This window comes from Fructilactobacillus sp. YLN 2412 (genome assembly GCF_059488745.1).
On the sequence record NZ_CM183165.1, the window covers coordinates 1,330,213 to 1,348,359 of the forward strand.

Sequence of the window (18,147 nt, forward strand, 5' to 3'; positions counted from 1 at the left end):
AAGCCTCCAATTATTTATTTTTAATTATGCTTTGATATCTTTGTAGACTGGATACCATTTTTCGTCTTCAACAGCAGCCTTTACATCACTAATACTTTCACGAGTTACACCTTGGTCCACTGCACTTTGAGCTACAGCATTAGCGACAGTTTGTGAGAATTCAGTCAATTTATCAACTGGTGGTAAGATAGCAGCACCTGGTTGGTTAGGATCAACAATTCCACCTAATGAATGAGCAGCGGCACTGATCATTGCATCATTTAACGTAGTTGCCGTAGCAGCAATGGCACCTAAACCAATTCCTGGGTAAACAAGTGCATTGTTAGCTTGTCCGATTTCATAAGTTACACCGTTGTATTCAACAGGGGCACTTGGAACACCAGTAGCAACTAAAGCACGACCATCAGTCCATTTAATCAAATCTGCTGCAGTAGCTTCAGCTAACTTAGTTGGGTTTGAAATAGGCATAATGATTGGACGTTCAGTATGAGCAGCCATTTCCTTAATAACATCTTCAGTAAAGGCACCATGAACAGTTGAAGTACCAACCATAATAGTTGGGTGAACTGCTTTAACAACATTGTATAGGTTAGTTAAGTCTTCTGAATTTTCAAATTCAGAACGGCTACGAGCAAATTCTTTTTGACCAGGAGTTAAATCTGGCATGTCATCAAACAAGAGACCTTGTTTATCAACCATGTAGAACTGTTTCTTAGCTTCTTCTTCACTCATACCGTCTTGAACCATTTCTTCAGCAACTCGTTGAGCAATCCCAACTCCAGCAGTACCAGCACCAAAGCAAAGGTATTTTTGATCTACCATTTTTTCGCCAGAAATGTTAAGCCCGCCAAGTACACCAGCTAATACAATGATTCCTGTACCTTGGATATCATCATTAAATACCAAGTACTTGTCTTTATACTTATCTAAAATGTTGGCAGCATTAGCACGACCGAAGTCTTCAAAGTGCAAGTAAAGATTAGGGAATAAATCTTCTGCTTCGGTTACGAAATTGTCGACAAAATCATAGTATTTTTCTGAGTAGTCACGTTCTTGATCAAGACCCAAGTATAATGGATCTTTACGTAGTGATTCTCTAGTAGTACCAACATCAAGAACAACTGGTAATACTTCTGAAGGATCAATTCCAGCAGCAGCAGTATAAACCATCAACTTACCAACTGGAATGTCGATACCTTGAGTACCCCAATCACCAATTCCAAGAATTCCTTCACCATCAGTAGCAACCAGAAGTTTGATGTTACGGCCTTCAGCAGCATTAAGCAAACTTTGTCTGATATCTTCTTTGCTGTCATCATTGATTGATAAGAAAGCAGCATTTTGTGGATTTACATACATTCTGCTGTAATTTTCAATCGTATCAGCAATAGTTGGATCATAAACAACTGGCATAAATTCACTAACATGTTTAGCAAAAACAGCGTAAAAAAGTACACGGTTTTCGTTGAAAATACTCATTAAGTAAACACGTTTTTCTAAATCACTACTCTTTTGTTGATATTCAGCATAAACACGATCAACTTGTTCGTCCAAAGTTTGTACCCGTGGAGGTAACATTCCTTGGAGATTTAAGGTCTTACGTTCTTCTTCAGTAAATGCAGTTCCTTTGTTTAAAAAAGGATTGTTTACAATTTCTTGACTTTTAGTCATAATTAAGACTCCTTTTGTAGTAAAATATAATATTATTCAAACACTACCTGTATGGTAGAACAGCGCAAAAATAATTGTCAAACGAGTTATATTCATAAAATAAATTTATATGAGGTGGATTTTATCAAACTACACGACTTGATTTATTTCAACAAATTAGTTGAACTAAAAAGCTATACAGCAGTCTCAGAATATTTTGGCGTTAGTCAGCCAACTATTTCGATGTCAGTCAAACGCTTAGAACAGGAATTCAATGTTGAATTGATTAACCGAAATCAAGCCCATCATCAAATCAAAGTTAATAAATATGGGAAAATCCTATACAAACACACAGAAATTATTGCAGAACAAATGGCTGAAATGAAGCGTGATATGCAACATAACTTCGATCAGCCGATTCGCTTTGGACTACCACCAATTATTGGAAACTATTATTTTCCCAGTTTAGCAACCCAATTAAACAAAAATGGAATTCTAACTCACTTAGATAATATTGAAGCTGGATCTGAAAAACTTCTCGAACAACTTAAAAATGGCGAAATTGATATCGCATTGTTGGGATCCAATCATCCGCTTAACAACAATACGATTGAAGCCAAAATTCTATGTAAAAATCAATTTAAAATTATTGTATCCGCTGATTCACCTTTAGCAAAACTTGATAAAATTCGCGTCGCCGATCTTAATAACTGTGATTTCATTTCACTATCAAAAGATTTTGTACACACCAAGACTTTGCAACAACTACTTAAAATGCATAGCGTGCACGTCAACACTCGCTATCATACTCAAGATGTTGAACTGGTAAAACGACTTGTTTCTCAAAACGTAGGGATGTCATTTTTAACTAGTACTGCAATTAGTAAAAATGATCATTTAGTCGCCCTCCCCATTGATGACGATGAATTAGAACCCTTTTACGTTTCAATTGCTTATCGAAAAACCCACGTTCTTTCACCCCAAGAACAAGAATTAGTAAATATCTTAACTAATTCAATTCAAACTGAAAAAAAACTTCCCAAATGATAAATTTTGGGAAGTTTTTTAATTTCTAATCGATTTAATTTTAATCTTAAAAAAATTTGTTAATTTTTGTACTAAGACAAACATGGGATTAACCGTCAATAATAATAAACTGCCGACTCCTCCTACTTTCAGACTAAACAAGGTCGTAAGTGAAAATAACCTCCCTAAGAATAAAAAGACAAATAAGAAAGCAGCAATACTAAGAATTACTATCATCCATTTATAACGATTTAATGGACGACTTACCAGAATTAACGCCTGCCAACAAATCGCTCCAGTCAACAACACATTTAAAGTACTAACATCAGCACTATCAATCCCAATCAAACTACTAATCAAACTAATCAATAAGATATAGAAAACCACACAAACAGCCGATGGGAAAGCAATTTGTTCAATCCCAGCCATAAAGCGATTTCGGATTGGGTGAAATGTTGGTGATAAAGCTAAGAAAAAGGAAGGAATTCCCACCATCAGACTATTAATCGGAGCCAGTTGAATCGGCTGAAATGGATAGTTTCTTACCATAAATAAGAAAATCACACTTAACATTACTGAAAACATAGTTTTAATAAGATACAACGAAGCAATGTTATCAATATTATTAATTACTCTCCGACCCTCTCTTAAAACATTAATCAAAGCGGAAAAGTTCGAATCAATTAAGACAAAATCAGCAATGCTTTTAGTGCTTTCATTTCCTGAAGCCATCGCAATTCCACAATTAGATTGTTTCAATGCTAGAATATCATTTACTCCATCACCAGTCATTGCCACAGTATGTCCGTTTTGCTGCATTGCTTGAATCAACCGTTCCTTTTGTTCTGGACGGACTCGGCCAAAAATCACTTTGCTTTTTACTAATGTCTGATAATCAGCGTCATTGGGAACAGTCGTCATATCAACATACTGATTCCAGTTTTTAATTCCAACTCGCTGAGCAATATTAGCGACAGTCGTTGGATCATCCCCAGAAATCACTTTTAAGTTAACGCCTTGATCATAAAAATAACGCAGAGTTTCTGGAGCATCCGGCCTAATCACATCTGAAATCAAAATTAGAGCAATTAACTGAGATCCGTCAATTTGATTATTGTGTAACTGATCTGCCTTGGCAAAGCCCAATACTCGATAACCCTGTTTGGCATAATCATGAACTTGTTGTGTTTGTGCTACATTCATTTTTAAAATAAATTGTGGAGCTCCTAAAACAAAATTTCCCTGTCCGCTCAAAGTCACTCCACTCCACTTTCTTGCGGATGAAAACGGTACGATCTCGGTAGCCTGGTATGGATGGCTATTAAAATGTTGCTTCAATGCATCAGCAGTAGCATTACTATCATTAATTTCATAAATTAAAGAACCTAATAGCTGATTAACCTGTTTTGGGTCAAATTTATTATTCTCAATGATTAAATCTTCAAATTGTAGCTTACCATTAGTAATGGTCCCTGTTTTATCCAAACATAAAGTATCAACTCGAGCTAGTGTTTCTATGGAAGCTAAATCTCTTACTAAGACGTGTCGCTTTGCTAAATGATAAGCGGACATAGCTAGAGTGACCGATGATAATAAAACCAGACCTTCTGGTATCATTCCAATCATAGCAGCCACCGTTCCTAAAATAGCAATATTAATTGCTACCCCATGATACAAGCGTGATGCGAATAAGCAAATTCCTAATGGGATAATAATAATCGTTAAAATTTTAATAATGCGTTTAATTAAATTTAATAATTTACTATTATTTTGTTTAGTCACTTTTACTTTGGACGTCAGTGAATTAACAAACGTATCATTTCCGACCTTTGTGGCTTTCATCAAAGCATTCCCACTCACCACAAAACTACCAGAAATCAACTGACTACCGTCATGTTTTACGATAGCATCTGATTCACCTGTAATCTGAGACTCATCTACTTCCAATTCTTTCGTTTTGAGAATCACACCATCAACAGGTATTTGGTCCCCCAAATTCAGCATAATGATGTCACCGAGTACAATTTGATCTGGTTTTACAGCTAATTTTTTTCCATTTCGAATTACGTTGGTTTCAGTCTGAGAAAGCAGTGCCATCTTATCAACTTGACGTTTCGATCGTAATTCTTGAAAAATACCAATGGAAGTATTACAAAAAGCAACCAGAATGAAAAACATATTTTTATAGCTGCCTGTATAAAAAACTAAACAGGCCAAGATAATATTAATTAAGTTAAATAGCGTAAACACGTTATCAAAAATAATTTGATAAACTGATTTTGTCAGTGGTGCTGGCTTAGTATTTTTTTGTCCATCAGCAATTTTCGCCTGAACCTGAGCATCCGATAAACCGACAACCTTTTTATTTTTCAATTTAATTCCTCATTTTTTAATATGATGATTTACGTTAATTATAGCGAAATTCAATTAATTTAACATTTTAAAACGACTAAATTGAAATTTCTTAATATAAAATAAAAATTCGCTTCGCAAATTTGCAAAACGAATTTCAACCTGTCTAGTAAATTAATTTTTAGTTAATTGGAATAGTATTATTGTTACCTTCTTCTCGAGGAGCTTTTGGTAAAATAACTCGCAAAATTCCACCATCATAGTTAGCAGAAATTTCATTATCTTGTACATCTGGAAGTTCAAATGAACGAGTTACATCCATTGATCTTCTTTCGTGATTTAAAACATGACCATCGTCATTTTGAATTTCAGTATCTAAATTATGAACAGCATGAATCGTTAAAACTCCATCGTCATAACTAAGTTCGATATCTTTCTTTTTAAAGCCTGGTAATTCAGCAACCACCTCGTAGTCATGGTCATGTTCAATAACATCGGTCTTCATTTTATTGTTACCGGCAACTGAACTTAAAAAACTTTTACCAAGATCACCAAAGAAATCATCTAATGATCCGTAATTGTTAGTTCCCAATTCTTTTTTTGCCATAAAAGAAACCTTCTTTCAGAAATTTTATTACCTTCACTACAACTTAATTATAAAATGATAATAGCTTAGTTACAAAGAACTAGCTCATTTTTTCTTTGATTTGGTCTCGTTTTTTCCAATAATATGATATGATTAAGGATATATCTGTAGGCGCTTATTTAGCGCTGCAATCATTTAAAATAACTTTTACTAAACATGAAAAGAGGAATGCTTTTTGGTTACTGGATCGATATTTGTCGACTTAGTCATTATATTAGTTACTTTCTTCTTTGCTGGATTTTTCGTAGCTTGTGAATTTGCTTTAGTGCAATCACGACCGACTGCTCTGCAAGAAGAATTAGAGGATGATCACACTACTCCTAAACGCAAGAAAAAAATTGAACGAGAAATCATGATGGTGAAAAACTTGAATGAATATCTCTCGACTACTCAAGTGGGAGTTTCATTAGCTGGGATCATTCTTGGATGGATTGGTGAAACTTTTGCCATTGAAATTTTCGTTGATTTACTTGGCGTTAGCGGCATGGGACAAAACTCTGTGACTGCTCACGGAATTGGAGTTGTCTTAGGAATTATTTTATTGACCTATTTAGAAGTGGTTTTTACCGAAATTTTACCTAAAAACCTAAGTATTGACATGCCTATTCAAGTTTTAAACGTTATCAGTACTCCACTTCATTATTGTCACGTCATTTTTTATCCTTTCGTTTGGTTACTGAATACTTCTGCTACTGGGATTGTAAAATTACTTGGTTTGCCAGTTGCAAACGAAAACGACGAAGCTTTATCCCAATCTGAAATTTTAAGTGTTTCTAAAGCTGCGGTTAAGAATGGTGCTTTAGAAAAGAATGATTACTTATACATGCGTCGAGCTTTTGAATTAAACGACAAAACCGCTCGCGACATTATGATTGATAGAACCCAGTTAAAAACAATTGATGTTAATGCCACTGTTAATGAAGCAATTGAAACTTATTTACGAACTAAGTTTAGTCGGCTGCCAGTGGTTAAAGATAACAACAAGGATGATATTTTAGGTTATGTTTATATTTACGACCTAATTCAACAGGCCCAGATTAACCCTAATAAGCCAATCACTAGTTTGATTAGAAAAATCAGTACAACCTCCGAAACCACTCCAATTGCGATGGTCTTGCAACAAATGATTAAATACCATCAGCCAATCGTGGTTGTCATTGACGAATATGGTGGAACATCCGGTATTATTACCGATAAAGATATCTACGAGGAACTTTTCGGAGCTGTTCGTGATGAAATTGATCCTTCAATCCACGTTTCAATTTTCAAACAAACTAATGGTTCTTATAAAATTAGCGGAAAATTAAACACTCATGATTTTGAAAAATTCTTTGATACACAAATCAAAGCTTTCAATGAATCTGATATTGTAACTTTATCTGGATTTATTATTGAAAACAATCCCGACGTAAAAGTTGGCGATGTTTTCAAAATTGGTCACTTTAAATTCAAAGTCGTTAATTATGAAAACTCGTTTATTAATTGGTTTGAAGTAACTGAAACTGAACCTAATCATGACGAAGATGACGAAAATAATTAAAATTAATAAAAAGACGGGGATTTCCTCGTCTTTTTATTCTTAAGGAGCAAAGATTAATGAAAGTATTGAAAAAAATTCCAGCGTGGATGTTTTATACAACTTTCTTTATTGTAATTATATTAGCGTATCTATGGACTTTTTATCTCACTAATAGTTCATTAATCTGGAGTTTTGATGGTATTTCACAACACTATCCCATTTTAGTGAATTTTCGCGACATGCTGGTACATTTTATCCATCATCCGACGCAAGGATTAACACATTGGTCTTGGAATATTGGTTTAGGTGCAGATCAATTAACCAGTTTTTCATATTACGTAGTTGGCGATTTATTTAACTACCTCATCGTCTTTTTCCCCAGATCATCGATTGAAATGGGTTATAGTGTTCTCATTTTATTACGTTTATACTGTGCCGGCTTAGCTTTTATGCTATTCGCTAAAACATTTAATTTCAAAAAATATAGTCTAGTTTTGAGCTCTTTAACTTATACATTCGCTAGTTATGCTCTTTACGCTGGAATGCACCATGCTTTCTTTATTCTGCCATTAATTTTCTTTCCACTACTGTGTTATGGAATTGAACGTATTATTCACAATCATTCTGCTTTCCCACTCCTGTTCGCAGTTTTAATTACTTTTTTAAGTAACTTTTATTTTGCTTATATTCTAGGATTAGGTTGTATCATTTATGTAATTATCCGTTACTTTAGCATTCGTAAAGAACCATGGTTTAAAGTGGGTAAGTCACTGCTAAAAATCATCGTAGCCATTATCGGTGGAATTTCGATGGCAGGAATTATTTTTATTCCCACAATTATTTATGCTATTAAATCAACCCGAATTACTAATAATTTTGCTAATGGTTATCTTTTTTACCCCGCTAGTTATTATCTCAATCTGCCTGGTAAACTCATTGGAATAGGTGGTACATTTAACTTCTGGCTAATTATTGGAATCAGTGGATTCAGTTTTCTTAGTCTGGTTTATGTTTTCACTCACTTTAAAACCTATCGTTATCTCAATCTTGCCTTAATATTAATGGTGATTGGAATTGGATTACCGGCTGTCAGTTCTACTTTTAATGCCCTAGCTGCTCCTTCTAATCGTTGGGTTTCGCTGTGTTTATTACCAATTGGGCTGGCAACGGCTATTTTTTCTGACCATTTAACCCAATTAAATCTTCTAGATTTAAAAGTTCTTGGTTTAAGCCCTTTCGTTTTACTAATTATGGTGTGGATTTGCAATGGCTTAATCTTTAAAATTCATCGCCATGATTTTACTGAATATCTTTTATTATTTTGCTTGGTTGGTATTTTATTCGCCGCTCACTTTTTCAATTGGCGACCTCGCACTTTAATTACTAGTGTCTTTGCGATTGTTACATTGAACTTAATTACGTTAGGGATTGGTTATTACAGTCCCAACAGCAGTGGTTATTCTAAAGGAATGTTAAATCATAATGCCGCCGCAAACTATGTAAAAAATTATTATGATGGTGCTAATCATTATGTAACTAAACGACTTGGTAATTATCGTACGGTTTTAGGACCTAAATATCATTATCTCCCCGATACTCGTGATAATTTTATTAATACTGACTACTTTAACGCCAGCTCTAATATCCCCATGATTCTAGGAACTCATGATATTGCTTCATATTTAACAGTTGAAAATGGTTATCTTGGAAAACTAGAACAAAGTTTACAAAATAACCAGTTCACTCAGAACGACCCCGTGGCACAAAATGATTATCGCTCGTCTCTAGAAAACCTGATGGGTGTTAAATATATGTTTGTGAGATCACAACGTCAATCAAAATCTTTACCAAATGGATTTAAATTAGTTAAAAACCATAAAAAGCAGTCTAAACTCTTTAAAGACAATAGCAATATCTTGAGCCCAGATGCGGCAGTTGGAACTGTTTTAGCTAAGAATAGCTACGCTCTCCCCTTGATTTACACTCAAGATCAACTCATTCCAAACAAAGAGTTTAACAAACTATCTGCTAATGATAAAGAACAGGCAATGATTGAGGCAGTCAATGTAAATCATAAAGTTCCTGGAATCAAGACTGCTCAATACCATTCTAAAGTTCATAATTTGAAATATGACGTAACATTAGATCCACAAGATTTAATTACAGACCAACAACAGCTGGATCAATCCGAAATTGCCCAACAGTCAACTAAAAATATTTCGCCAGACGTAAAATATTATTCTAAAGACCGTGTTCAAAAAATCTTGGATCAAAATCAACAAATTAAACAAGATAACGAACAAGTAAATAAAAATGGATTACATGAGCTAACTACCGATGCTTTAGGACATAAAAACACTTATTATTTAAACATTAAGAAACCAGAAAAAACTAAACACGCTGAATTATATTTAGAACTTGATGGAATTAAGAGTAATGAAGCTAGTAAAGCTGATTTAATTCAGACTAAAAATAATCGAAACGTATTGAAGAACAAAACTGCCTCCCGTTTCGACCAATTAACTACTTTTAGAAATAACATTTCAGGCTATAATAATGGTAGCTTTGTATTAACTGCTTCGACTAGAGGAATGACAAATGCTGTTACCCAATTGGGAACAGATGAATTATCCAATTACATCCCCAAACAAAAAGCTTTAATTAATTTAGGTTATTCTACCAAACAAAGAAAACAGGTTAGATTAAACTATAAAGAAATCAATAAATTACATTTCAAACATGCACGTTTATTGGTAGTACCATTTAATAAAACATATCGACAACAGATTAAACGCAACCAAAAACAAGGATTAAAACATCTCAAAACTAATAATAACGTAGTAACTGGCATTAGTAATAATCCAAAGAAATCAATCTTAACCACTTCCATTCCCTATTCAAGTGGTTGGAAACTAACAATTGATAATCATCCAGCCAAAACTTTTGTAGTTAATCAAGGATTTGTTGGTGGTACAATTCCTAAAGGTCAGCACCGCATTAAATTAACTTATCAAACTCCTGGATTGTTGCTAGGAAAAGTTATTAGTATGCTTAGTTTGTTAACTGTCTTAATAATTGGAATTTTAATCTACATCTTTAAAAAATTTAAAAAATAATTTAAAAGCGGTTCAACGTTCAGCTGAATCGCTTTTTGTGTTCCTTAACTTATTTATGGACAGTGAAATATCAATATTAAAACGTTAAAATAAACTAAAAAGATTATTATGGAGGAAATTATGAAACCAATTCGCATTTTATTTATTTCAATTGAAGGAAACACGCGGAGTTTTATTGAAGATTTAACTGAATATGCAAAAAAACAACACCAAGAAAATGCTGCAAATCCTCTAATTGATGCTACCGAAGTTTCAGAACAAACTGATTTTGCTGACGAGACTTCGAATTATTTTGTGTTTGTTCCTACTTATTTGGATGGTGGAGATGGCGTTGACACTGGAGTTAAAGAGTTAATGACTAATACGATGGGCGAATACCTTGCTTATCACCAAAATGCAAGTTACTGTTTAGGTGTGATTGGCAGTGGTAATAAAAATTTTAATCTCCAATATTGTCTAACTGCTAAACGTTATTCTCGTCAATTTCAAGTTCCGTTCATTACTGACTATGAACTAAGAGGAACAAATCGTGATGTAATTCGAATTTATACTGATTTAGTGGAAAGAACTAAAGAAGTTGAACACGCATAATAATTGACATTGCTACTTCAATCATTGATAATAATTGTATACAATCTAATTTGTGAAAATGGTTTTTAAAGGAGTAATAATATGACAGAAAATAACTATCAATTCGACGTTTTATACTTAGGTAGCGGGCATGGTGCTTTTAATGGTGCAATTCCTCTAGCTATGAAAGGTAAAAAACTAGGTGTAATTGAAGCAGGAAAAGTTGGGGGAACTTGTCCCAATCGTGGTTGCAATGCTAAGATTTCATTGGATATGCCAGTTAAAGTTAAACAAGAAGTAGATGCAATGCAGGGCAGAGGTCTTGATGGAACTACTACAATCAACTGGAAACAAAATGTAAAACATGAAAAAGAAGTCATTAACAGTCTTCCTGGAGCAATTGAAGAATCAATGACCAGTGTTGGTATTGATGTGATTCATGGCTATGGTAAGTTAGTTGATGGCCACACGATTGACGTTGATGGAAACCAATATACTGCTAATAAAATTGTAATTGCAACTGGAGCTCATTATAATAAGCTTGATATTCCTGGAATTGAACTAGCTCATAATGGAACTGCTTTCTTAAATCTTGAAGACCAGCCACAAAAAATGACGATTATTGGCGGTGGCTACATTGCCATTGAATTTGCTACTATCGCTGCTTATGCTGGAACTGAAGTCACTTTATTATTACATCATGACAAAGCATTAAGAAAATTCTATCAACCATTTGTAGAAGAATTGCTTACAGATCTTGAAAAACAAGGTGTTAAAATCATTAAAAACGTTACTCCAGAATCAATTGAACACGTTGACAATGCGTATGTTGTTAAAACTAATCAAGGTGATATTAGTTCTAACTGGGTTCTTGATGCAACTGGTAGAAACCCTAACGTTGAAAACATTGGTTTAAATACAGCTGGTGTTGAGTATGATAAAAAGGGAATTAAAGTTAATGATCATTTACAAACCTCAGTTGATAGTATTTATGCTACTGGCGATGTCGTTGATAAAAGTGTTGGTAAATTAACTCCAACTGCTATCTTTGAATCAAGTTATTTAACAAAATTATTCTCTGGTGCAACCACTGAACCAATTGATTATCCTGCTGTTCCAAGTGCTGTATTTTCTTCTCCTCGGATTGCTCAAGTTGGTGTCTCAGTTGACGAAGCCAAAGCAAAACCCGATGAATACGACGTTAAAGAAGCTAATTTAGCAGGTGATTGGTTTAGATTTGCAATGCGTGAAAATAAAGGTAAAACAATTACAATTTTTGATAAAAAAGGCTATTTAGTTGGAATGACAGAAATTAGCTCTGAAGCTGATAATTCAATCGCTAGTGCCCTTCCATTTATTGAATATCAAATTTCACCTGAAAAGATGAATGATTTTATCACACTTTTCCCAACGATTGCTTCTGAAACAAAACACCATTTATAAAATCAAATCACTCATAAAGAGTGGTTTTTTTAGACTAATATTTAGTAAGCAACCATCTAAATGTTGTATAATTATTGTATCTTGACTGGAAAGCTGGGAGATAGATGCAATTAAAACTAGAAAGAATCTATACAAAACCCGTTGATACAAATGGTTATCGAATTTTGGTAGATCGTTTATGGCCACGTGGTGTTTCAAAAATAAATGCTGATTTAAATGATTGGGATAAAGCAATTGCCCCTTCAACTAAATTACGAAAATGGTTTGACCACGATCCAGCTAAGTTTACTGAATTCAAACACAAGTATTTAACGGAATTGCAGGATAATTCAAACACAGCCGAACTAGTAAAGTTAGTTGCAGAAAAGTTAAAAACTCAAAACGTGATTTTACTTTATGGTGCTAAAGACACTAAACATAATCAAGCTATTATTATTTATAATTATCTGTTGCAACAACCAGTCATTCAACAAGAATTAACCAACAATTAGGAGGTATATTTATGCAAAAAGTAAAAATTGGAAAATCAGATGTCATTACAGGACCATTAGGTTTGGGGACAAATGCTGTTGGTGGTCATAATTTATTTCCAAATTTAAGTAATGAAGTTGGAATCGAAATTGTTAAAACAGCTTTAGACTCCGGAATTACTTTATTAGATACAGCCTTTGCTTATGGTATGGGTGAATCTGAAAAATTAATTGGAGAAGCAATTAAAGGATATGATCGTTCTAAAATTCAAATTGCCACTAAAGGTTGTCAAAAAGTTGAAAAAGATGGCAACGTCGTAATTGATGATTCACCTGAATTTTTAAAACAATGTGTGGAAGATAGTCTAAACCGACTTCAAACTGATTACTTAGATATTTTCTACATTCACTTCCCAGATGGTCACACTCCTTTAAACGAATCCGTAGCAGCTTTAAACGAATTGAAAAAAGCTGGAAAAATTAGAGCTATTGGAGTTTCAAATCTTTCAATGGATCAACTAAAGGAAGCAAATTTAGACAACTTGGTTGATATTGACGAAGAAAAATATAATTTGGTTGATCGTGAAGCAGAAAAAGAACGGTTCCCTTACTTGCGTGACCATGATATTTCTTTCGTACCATTCTTCCCATTAGCATCCGGTTTATTAACTGGTAAATATTCAAAAGCAACTACTTTCCCAGCTGATGATATTAGACATGATGATCCTGATTTTAAAGGCGAAGACTTTAAAAAGATTATGGAAGGTGTTGATGCAATTAGACCAATTGCTGAAAAACATCATGCTACTGTTGCTCAAATTGTGATTGCCTGGTACATTAAAAATCCTGATATTTCAGTTGTTATTCCAGGAGCTAAAAAACCTGAACAAGTAAAAAGTAATGCCAAAGCTTTAGACATCAATTTAACTGATGCAGAATATCAAAAAATTGACGAAAGTTTTTAATTTAAATTAAACGCAAGAAAGGTCTTCATCGAATTCGATGAAGACCTTTCTTTTTTAATCTTTAATTTCTTTGTGCATGATTAACCAAGCGAGCCCAAACATCACCAACAACTTGAATAATCAAGACCATAATAACTACTAAAATTGTTGCTACTAGCGTCGTATCATTAGCAAAACGGTTATACCCATATGAAATAGCCATGTTACCTAAACCACCAGCACCAATGGCACCAGCCATTGCAGTCAATCCAACTAGACTAATTAAAGTAACAGTTGAAACTCGAATTAACTCAGGGAATGCTTCACCAAGATAAACACCGGTAATAATATCCCAATTAGTTGATCCCAATGATTGTGCTGATTCAATGGTTCCCTTATTAACACTTTGTAAGGCTACTTGAACTTGTCGAGCATAGAATGGAAAAACTCCAACTGTTAATGGTACTAAAGCTGCTGTCGTTCCAATTTGAGTTCCAACAATCTTTTGCGTTACTGGTGCGATGAAAGCTAACAAGATAATAAAAGGAACTGCTCGGAACAATGAAACAATTTTGTCAATAACACTAAAAACCACTTTGTGAGGCATAATTCCATCTTTATCAAACAAAACCAGGGCAATACCAAAAATCAATCCTAAAATACCGCCAAAAATAGCTGACCAAAATGTCATATAAACAGTTTGTACGATTGAAGTCCACCATCCGGTTTCACCACCCCAACCTTGTTGTACAACATTAGGGAAATTAGTAATAAACCATTCTTTCATTATGCTTCACCTCTCAATTCTGTCACTTCAACATCTAATCCATTTAAATAGTCAAGCGCTTGCTTGATTTGAGCGTTATCACCGTTCAAATCAACAATCATAATTCCAACCGTCTGACTACCAAACTCTTCAATATCAGCATACACAATACTTGCTGATACATTAAATTTGGCATAAAGATCCACGATAATCGGTTGTGAAATTTCTTGTGAATAATAAACTAATTTGACTAAATTTCGATTACTAGTATCAATATTCAATGATTTTAAAATTGAAAGAGCATCGAAGTCATTACCAACAATTTGTCTAACAACTGGATTGGTTGATTTAACAAAAATATCAATTAATGAACCAATTTCAACCACTTTTCCACTATCCATAATAGCAACTTCATCACAAATGCGTTTAATAGCATCCATTTCATGCGTAATTAAAATCACAGTTAATTGATATTTGCGATTTAAGTCTTTTAATAAATCTAAAATTTGAATAGTATTTTCAGGATCCAAAGCTGAAGTTGCTTCATCAGAGATTAAAATCTTAGGATCATTGGCAAGTGCTCTAGCAATTGCAACTCGCTGTTGTTGTCCACCAGAAAGTTGTGATGGATAATATTTAGCTAATTTTTCTAACCCTACATCCGTTAAAAGACGAACTGCTTTTTCACTAATTTCTTTACTTTTTAAACCACTATGCTTTAAAGCGAACTCAACATTTTGTTGCACTGTTTTTTCATCTAACAAATTATAATGTTGAAAAATCATACCAATTTTACGTCGTTCTTTACGTAGTTTACCTTCACTAATTAAAGAAACTTTTTTCCCGACTTTTTTATAAAAGGTTTCGCCAAAGACATCAACTTCACCAGCTGTTGGTTTTTGTAATAAGTTAATTGTTCTCACTAATGTTGATTTCCCCGCTCCAGAATATCCAGCAATTCCGAAAATCTGACCTTCTGGAATTCCAAACGAAACATCGGACACAGCTTGAACTATTTTTTTGTCTTGCTTAAAATCAACCGAAACATTTTTGAACTGAACAATATCGTTTGCCATACGTTCCTCCTCTAAGTTTAACATCAATCAAATAAATGTAATTTACCAATGCGTTGACAGGCTTCTTGCAATCGTTCAGGCGATGTAAGCAACCCGACTCTAACAAAACCGTCTCCTGCTTTACCAAAACCAGCACCAGGGGCAACCGCCACACTAACCTTATCAAGTAACAAATCTGTAAATGATTCTGAAGTATAGCCTTTAGGTACTGGCATCCAGGAATAAAATGATCCTTTCGCTGGAGATGCTTTCCATCCAATTTGACTAGCTGCTTCTTCAAATGCTTTTCTTCTAGTATTATACAAATCATTTAATTTTGCCACTGATTCTTGAGAACCATTTAATGCCGCAATAGCGGCTTCCTGAATTGCTGGAAAGACACTCACAAATAAATGATTTTGAATTAATTCAATTGCTTTAATTATATCGCGATTACCTAATGCAAAGCCAATTCTCCAACCTGCCATATTATAAGTTTTTGATAGTGTATAAACTTCAATCCCAATATCCTTAGCTCCAGGAGTCTGAAGAAAACTAATTGGTTTTTGCTGATATCCTAGTGCTCCATAAGCAAAGTCATGGATAATTCCGATTTGATTGTCTTTGGCAAATTTAACTGTGTCTTCGAAAAACTCTGAAGTAGCAATGGCACCGGTTGGATTGTTGGGATAGTTGATATAAAGTAGTTTTGCTTTGCGTTTTGTTTCTGCTTCAATCGTAGCATAATCCGGCAAGAAATTATTCTCTTCTTTTAGCGGAACCAAACCTAATTTTACTTTAGCCAGACTAACTCCTGATAAATAATCAGGATAACCAGGATCGGGTAACAACAACGTATCACCAGGATTTAAAAGTGCTAATGGCAATTCTACTAAACCGGTTTTTGATCCACCTAAAATGGCAACTTCTGTTTTTGGATCCAAATCAACTTGATACTCACGTTTATAATAATCTGCGATAGCTTGTTTGAGTGCAAAAAGTCCGGTAAATGGGGAATATTTATGATTTTCTGGTTTAGCCACTGCTGCCTGCATTGCTTTTACAATATTATCAGGAGTTGGTTGATCTGGATTCCCTTGTCCAAGATTGATTACATCTGCTCCTGAAGCAACTTTTTGATTAACTTTCTTCACCAAAGTTGCAAAAAATTGTTTTGGCAGAGATTGAAGGATTTCCGACTGTTCAAATTCCATTAATTTCACCCATCTTTTTCGTCATTTTAATTTCTAGTTGAATTTCCGATTCCAAGCTGGAAGTTCTAAGTCGCCATAATTCTTTTTAATTAGATCAGCTGTTTTCTTAGTTTGGTATGCTTTAACAACATCTTTGTATTCCTTTTTGTTTTCATTATCCTCATTAGTAGCAATTAAATTAATCCAAGGTTTTGATTGTTTGTTAGTAGGTTCTACGAAAATACTCTTTTTGCTATTTAGATGAGCTGTCAATGCGAAATTGGTATTTACGACTGCAGCAGCACTATCATTTAATAATCTAGGTGTTTGAGAAGCATCAACTTCCTTAATATCTAATTTCTTAGGATTATCTTTAATATCTCCAACAGTTAGTAATCCATTTTTAGTATCTTTTAACTTAAGCAATCCAGCATCTTTTAGAACAATTAAAGAACGACTTTCATTGGTAGCATCATTAGGAATTACAATCTTAGCACCATTAGGAATTTGTTTTACATTTTTATATTTATTTGAATATAATCTGATTGGCGAAATAACTGTATTACCGATTGATTTAATATCAGTATGATGTTTTTTGTTCCAATCATTCAAGAACGCATAATGTTGAAAGGCATTAATATCAACAGAATGTTGTGTTAAGGCTGCATTAGGTTGCGTATAATCAGTAAAGTGAACAAATTGTAATTTGATATGATATTTATCTTTAGCAGTTTTAGCAACTGAATTCCAAATTTCATCATCAGCTTTAGATCCACTCATCAATCCAACTTTAACGACTTTTTCATTTTGACTCTCAGATTTATGTCCAAAACTTAACCAACCAATTCCAACAATTACTAATAATACAATAATTCCAATAATCCATTTTCTCGATTAGAACAATTTTGCTAAGATATCGGTAGCAACCCCGCCACTAGCTAACAATTGCTCACTAGTGATTGATTTAGAACCCATCTTCTTTGCTTTAGTTTCATCTCTTCGCACCAACCAGAGATTCTCTTAGAAATTCCAACAAATACTCAGTTCTTCAATTTCGTTTATTTAATTGTTTATTATACTAATGGCTAATGAATTGAATGTCAAGCATAATTTTAATAAATTATTATTTATTTTAGTAAATACTTTAAATTTAAGACGATGTTATTATTCATAATATAATTAAAGACACAAAAAAAGACGCCCACCATTTCGGTGAGCGTCTCTTACTGTTTGGGTTGCGTGGCAACGTCCTATCCTCGCAGGGGGCGATCCCCCAACTACTTTTGGCGTGCTGAAGCTTAACTTCTGTGTTCGGCATGGGAACAGGTGTATCCTTCAGGCTATCGCCACCACACTTTACTTATGCTTCCATAAGCCTGAGCGAACTTCGTTCTCTC

General features: G+C 34.0%; 14 protein-coding genes and 1 rRNA gene. 7 read left to right on the forward strand and 8 right to left on the reverse strand.

What is annotated here, in order from left to right:
• Positions 1 to 24: 24 nt before the first annotated feature.
• Positions 25 to 1,671 carry a malolactic enzyme gene (locus AC0GLR_RS06750; protein ID WP_495604688.1) on the reverse strand — a complete coding sequence of 549 codons (1,647 nt, stop codon included), beginning with the start codon at positions 1,669 to 1,671 and terminating at the stop codon, positions 25 to 27.
• A gap of 114 nt (positions 1,672 to 1,785) precedes the next feature.
• Here AC0GLR_RS06750 and AC0GLR_RS06755 point away from each other — a divergent pair, with 114 nt between their 5' ends.
• Entirely contained in the window at positions 1,786 to 2,697 is a 912-nt protein-coding gene (locus AC0GLR_RS06755) for a LysR family transcriptional regulator (RefSeq protein WP_495604689.1), read from the forward strand.
• A gap of 18 nt (positions 2,698 to 2,715) precedes the next feature.
• Here the strand turns inward: AC0GLR_RS06755 and AC0GLR_RS06760 are convergent, their stop codons facing one another.
• Positions 2,716 to 5,049, reverse strand: coding sequence for an HAD-IC family P-type ATPase (locus AC0GLR_RS06760; RefSeq protein ID WP_495604690.1), 2,334 nt, complete (start codon positions 5,047 to 5,049; stop codon positions 2,716 to 2,718).
• Positions 5,050 to 5,209: 160 nt separating this feature from the next.
• Complete coding sequence (locus tag AC0GLR_RS06765) at positions 5,210 to 5,635, reverse strand: Hsp20/alpha crystallin family protein (RefSeq protein ID WP_495604691.1); 426 nt, start codon at positions 5,633 to 5,635, stop codon at positions 5,210 to 5,212.
• Between the two features lie 214 nt (positions 5,636 to 5,849).
• Here AC0GLR_RS06765 and AC0GLR_RS06770 point away from each other — a divergent pair, with 214 nt between their 5' ends.
• From AC0GLR_RS06770 to AC0GLR_RS06795, 6 genes are all read left to right on the forward strand, one after another.
• On the forward strand, positions 5,850 to 7,214 hold the full coding sequence (locus tag AC0GLR_RS06770) for a hemolysin family protein (protein WP_495604692.1): 1,365 nt from the start codon (positions 5,850 to 5,852) through the stop codon (positions 7,212 to 7,214).
• A gap of 56 nt (positions 7,215 to 7,270) precedes the next feature.
• Positions 7,271 to 10,309: a YfhO family protein gene (locus AC0GLR_RS06775; RefSeq protein ID WP_495604693.1), complete on the forward strand. Its 3,039-nt coding sequence runs from the start codon at positions 7,271 to 7,273 to the stop codon at positions 10,307 to 10,309.
• Positions 10,310 to 10,429: 120 nt separating this feature from the next.
• Positions 10,430 to 10,900 (forward strand): class Ib ribonucleoside-diphosphate reductase assembly flavoprotein NrdI, encoded by a 471-nt coding sequence (gene nrdI, locus AC0GLR_RS06780; RefSeq protein WP_495604694.1) that lies wholly within the window; start codon positions 10,430 to 10,432, stop codon positions 10,898 to 10,900.
• A gap of 81 nt (positions 10,901 to 10,981) precedes the next feature.
• Positions 10,982 to 12,322, forward strand: a complete 1,341-nt coding sequence (locus AC0GLR_RS06785) for a dihydrolipoyl dehydrogenase family protein (RefSeq protein ID WP_495604695.1) — start codon at positions 10,982 to 10,984, stop codon at positions 12,320 to 12,322.
• Positions 12,323 to 12,426: 104 nt separating this feature from the next.
• Positions 12,427 to 12,813, forward strand: a complete 387-nt coding sequence (locus AC0GLR_RS06790) for a DUF488 domain-containing protein (protein ID WP_495604696.1) — start codon at positions 12,427 to 12,429, stop codon at positions 12,811 to 12,813.
• 11 nt (positions 12,814 to 12,824) lie between these two features.
• A complete protein-coding gene (locus AC0GLR_RS06795; protein WP_495604697.1) occupies positions 12,825 to 13,757 on the forward strand; it encodes an aldo/keto reductase in 933 nt (310 codons plus the stop codon).
• Positions 13,758 to 13,818: 61 nt separating this feature from the next.
• Here the strand turns inward: AC0GLR_RS06795 and AC0GLR_RS06800 are convergent, their stop codons facing one another.
• The 5 genes from AC0GLR_RS06800 to rrf form a co-directional block, all read right to left on the reverse strand.
• A complete protein-coding gene (locus tag AC0GLR_RS06800) occupies positions 13,819 to 14,523 on the reverse strand; it encodes a methionine ABC transporter permease (RefSeq protein ID WP_495604698.1) in 705 nt (234 codons plus the stop codon).
• Positions 14,523 to 15,578, reverse strand: a complete 1,056-nt coding sequence (locus AC0GLR_RS06805) for a methionine ABC transporter ATP-binding protein (RefSeq protein WP_495604699.1) — start codon at positions 15,576 to 15,578, stop codon at positions 14,523 to 14,525. The genes AC0GLR_RS06800 and AC0GLR_RS06805 overlap by 1 nt, the downstream gene beginning before the upstream one ends.
• Before the next feature lie 23 nt (positions 15,579 to 15,601).
• Positions 15,602 to 16,771 (reverse strand): pyridoxal phosphate-dependent aminotransferase, encoded by a 1,170-nt coding sequence (locus AC0GLR_RS06810; protein ID WP_495604700.1) that lies wholly within the window; start codon positions 16,769 to 16,771, stop codon positions 15,602 to 15,604.
• 33 nt (positions 16,772 to 16,804) lie between these two features.
• Entirely contained in the window at positions 16,805 to 17,530 is a 726-nt protein-coding gene (locus AC0GLR_RS06815; RefSeq protein WP_495604701.1) for a MetQ/NlpA family ABC transporter substrate-binding protein, read from the reverse strand.
• A 457-nt stretch (positions 17,531 to 17,987) separates the two neighbouring features.
• Positions 17,988 to 18,104 (reverse strand): 5S ribosomal RNA (gene rrf, locus AC0GLR_RS06820).
• Positions 18,105 to 18,147 lie beyond the last annotated feature (43 nt).

Coding starts and splice junctions, on each gene's coding strand:
- AC0GLR_RS06790 (WP_495604696.1), top strand. CDS start 12,427: ATGCAATTAAAACTAGAAAGAATCTATACAAAACCCGTTGATACAAAT.
- AC0GLR_RS06765 (WP_495604691.1), bottom strand. CDS start 5,635: ATGGCAAAAAAAGAATTGGGAACTAACAATTACGGATCATTAGATGAT.
- AC0GLR_RS06750 (WP_495604688.1), bottom strand. CDS start 1,671: ATGACTAAAAGTCAAGAAATTGTAAACAATCCTTTTTTAAACAAAGGA.
- AC0GLR_RS06795 (WP_495604697.1), top strand. CDS start 12,825: ATGCAAAAAGTAAAAATTGGAAAATCAGATGTCATTACAGGACCATTA.
- nrdI (WP_495604694.1), top strand. CDS start 10,430: ATGAAACCAATTCGCATTTTATTTATTTCAATTGAAGGAAACACGCGG.
- AC0GLR_RS06815 (WP_495604701.1), bottom strand. CDS start 17,530: ATGAGTGGATCTAAAGCTGATGATGAAATTTGGAATTCAGTTGCTAAA.
- AC0GLR_RS06810 (WP_495604700.1), bottom strand. CDS start 16,771: ATGGAATTTGAACAGTCGGAAATCCTTCAATCTCTGCCAAAACAATTT.
- AC0GLR_RS06805 (WP_495604699.1), bottom strand. CDS start 15,578: ATGGCAAACGATATTGTTCAGTTCAAAAATGTTTCGGTTGATTTTAAG.
- AC0GLR_RS06775 (WP_495604693.1), top strand. CDS start 7,271: ATGAAAGTATTGAAAAAAATTCCAGCGTGGATGTTTTATACAACTTTC.
- AC0GLR_RS06785 (WP_495604695.1), top strand. CDS start 10,982: ATGACAGAAAATAACTATCAATTCGACGTTTTATACTTAGGTAGCGGG.
- AC0GLR_RS06800 (WP_495604698.1), bottom strand. CDS start 14,523: ATGAAAGAATGGTTTATTACTAATTTCCCTAATGTTGTACAACAAGGT.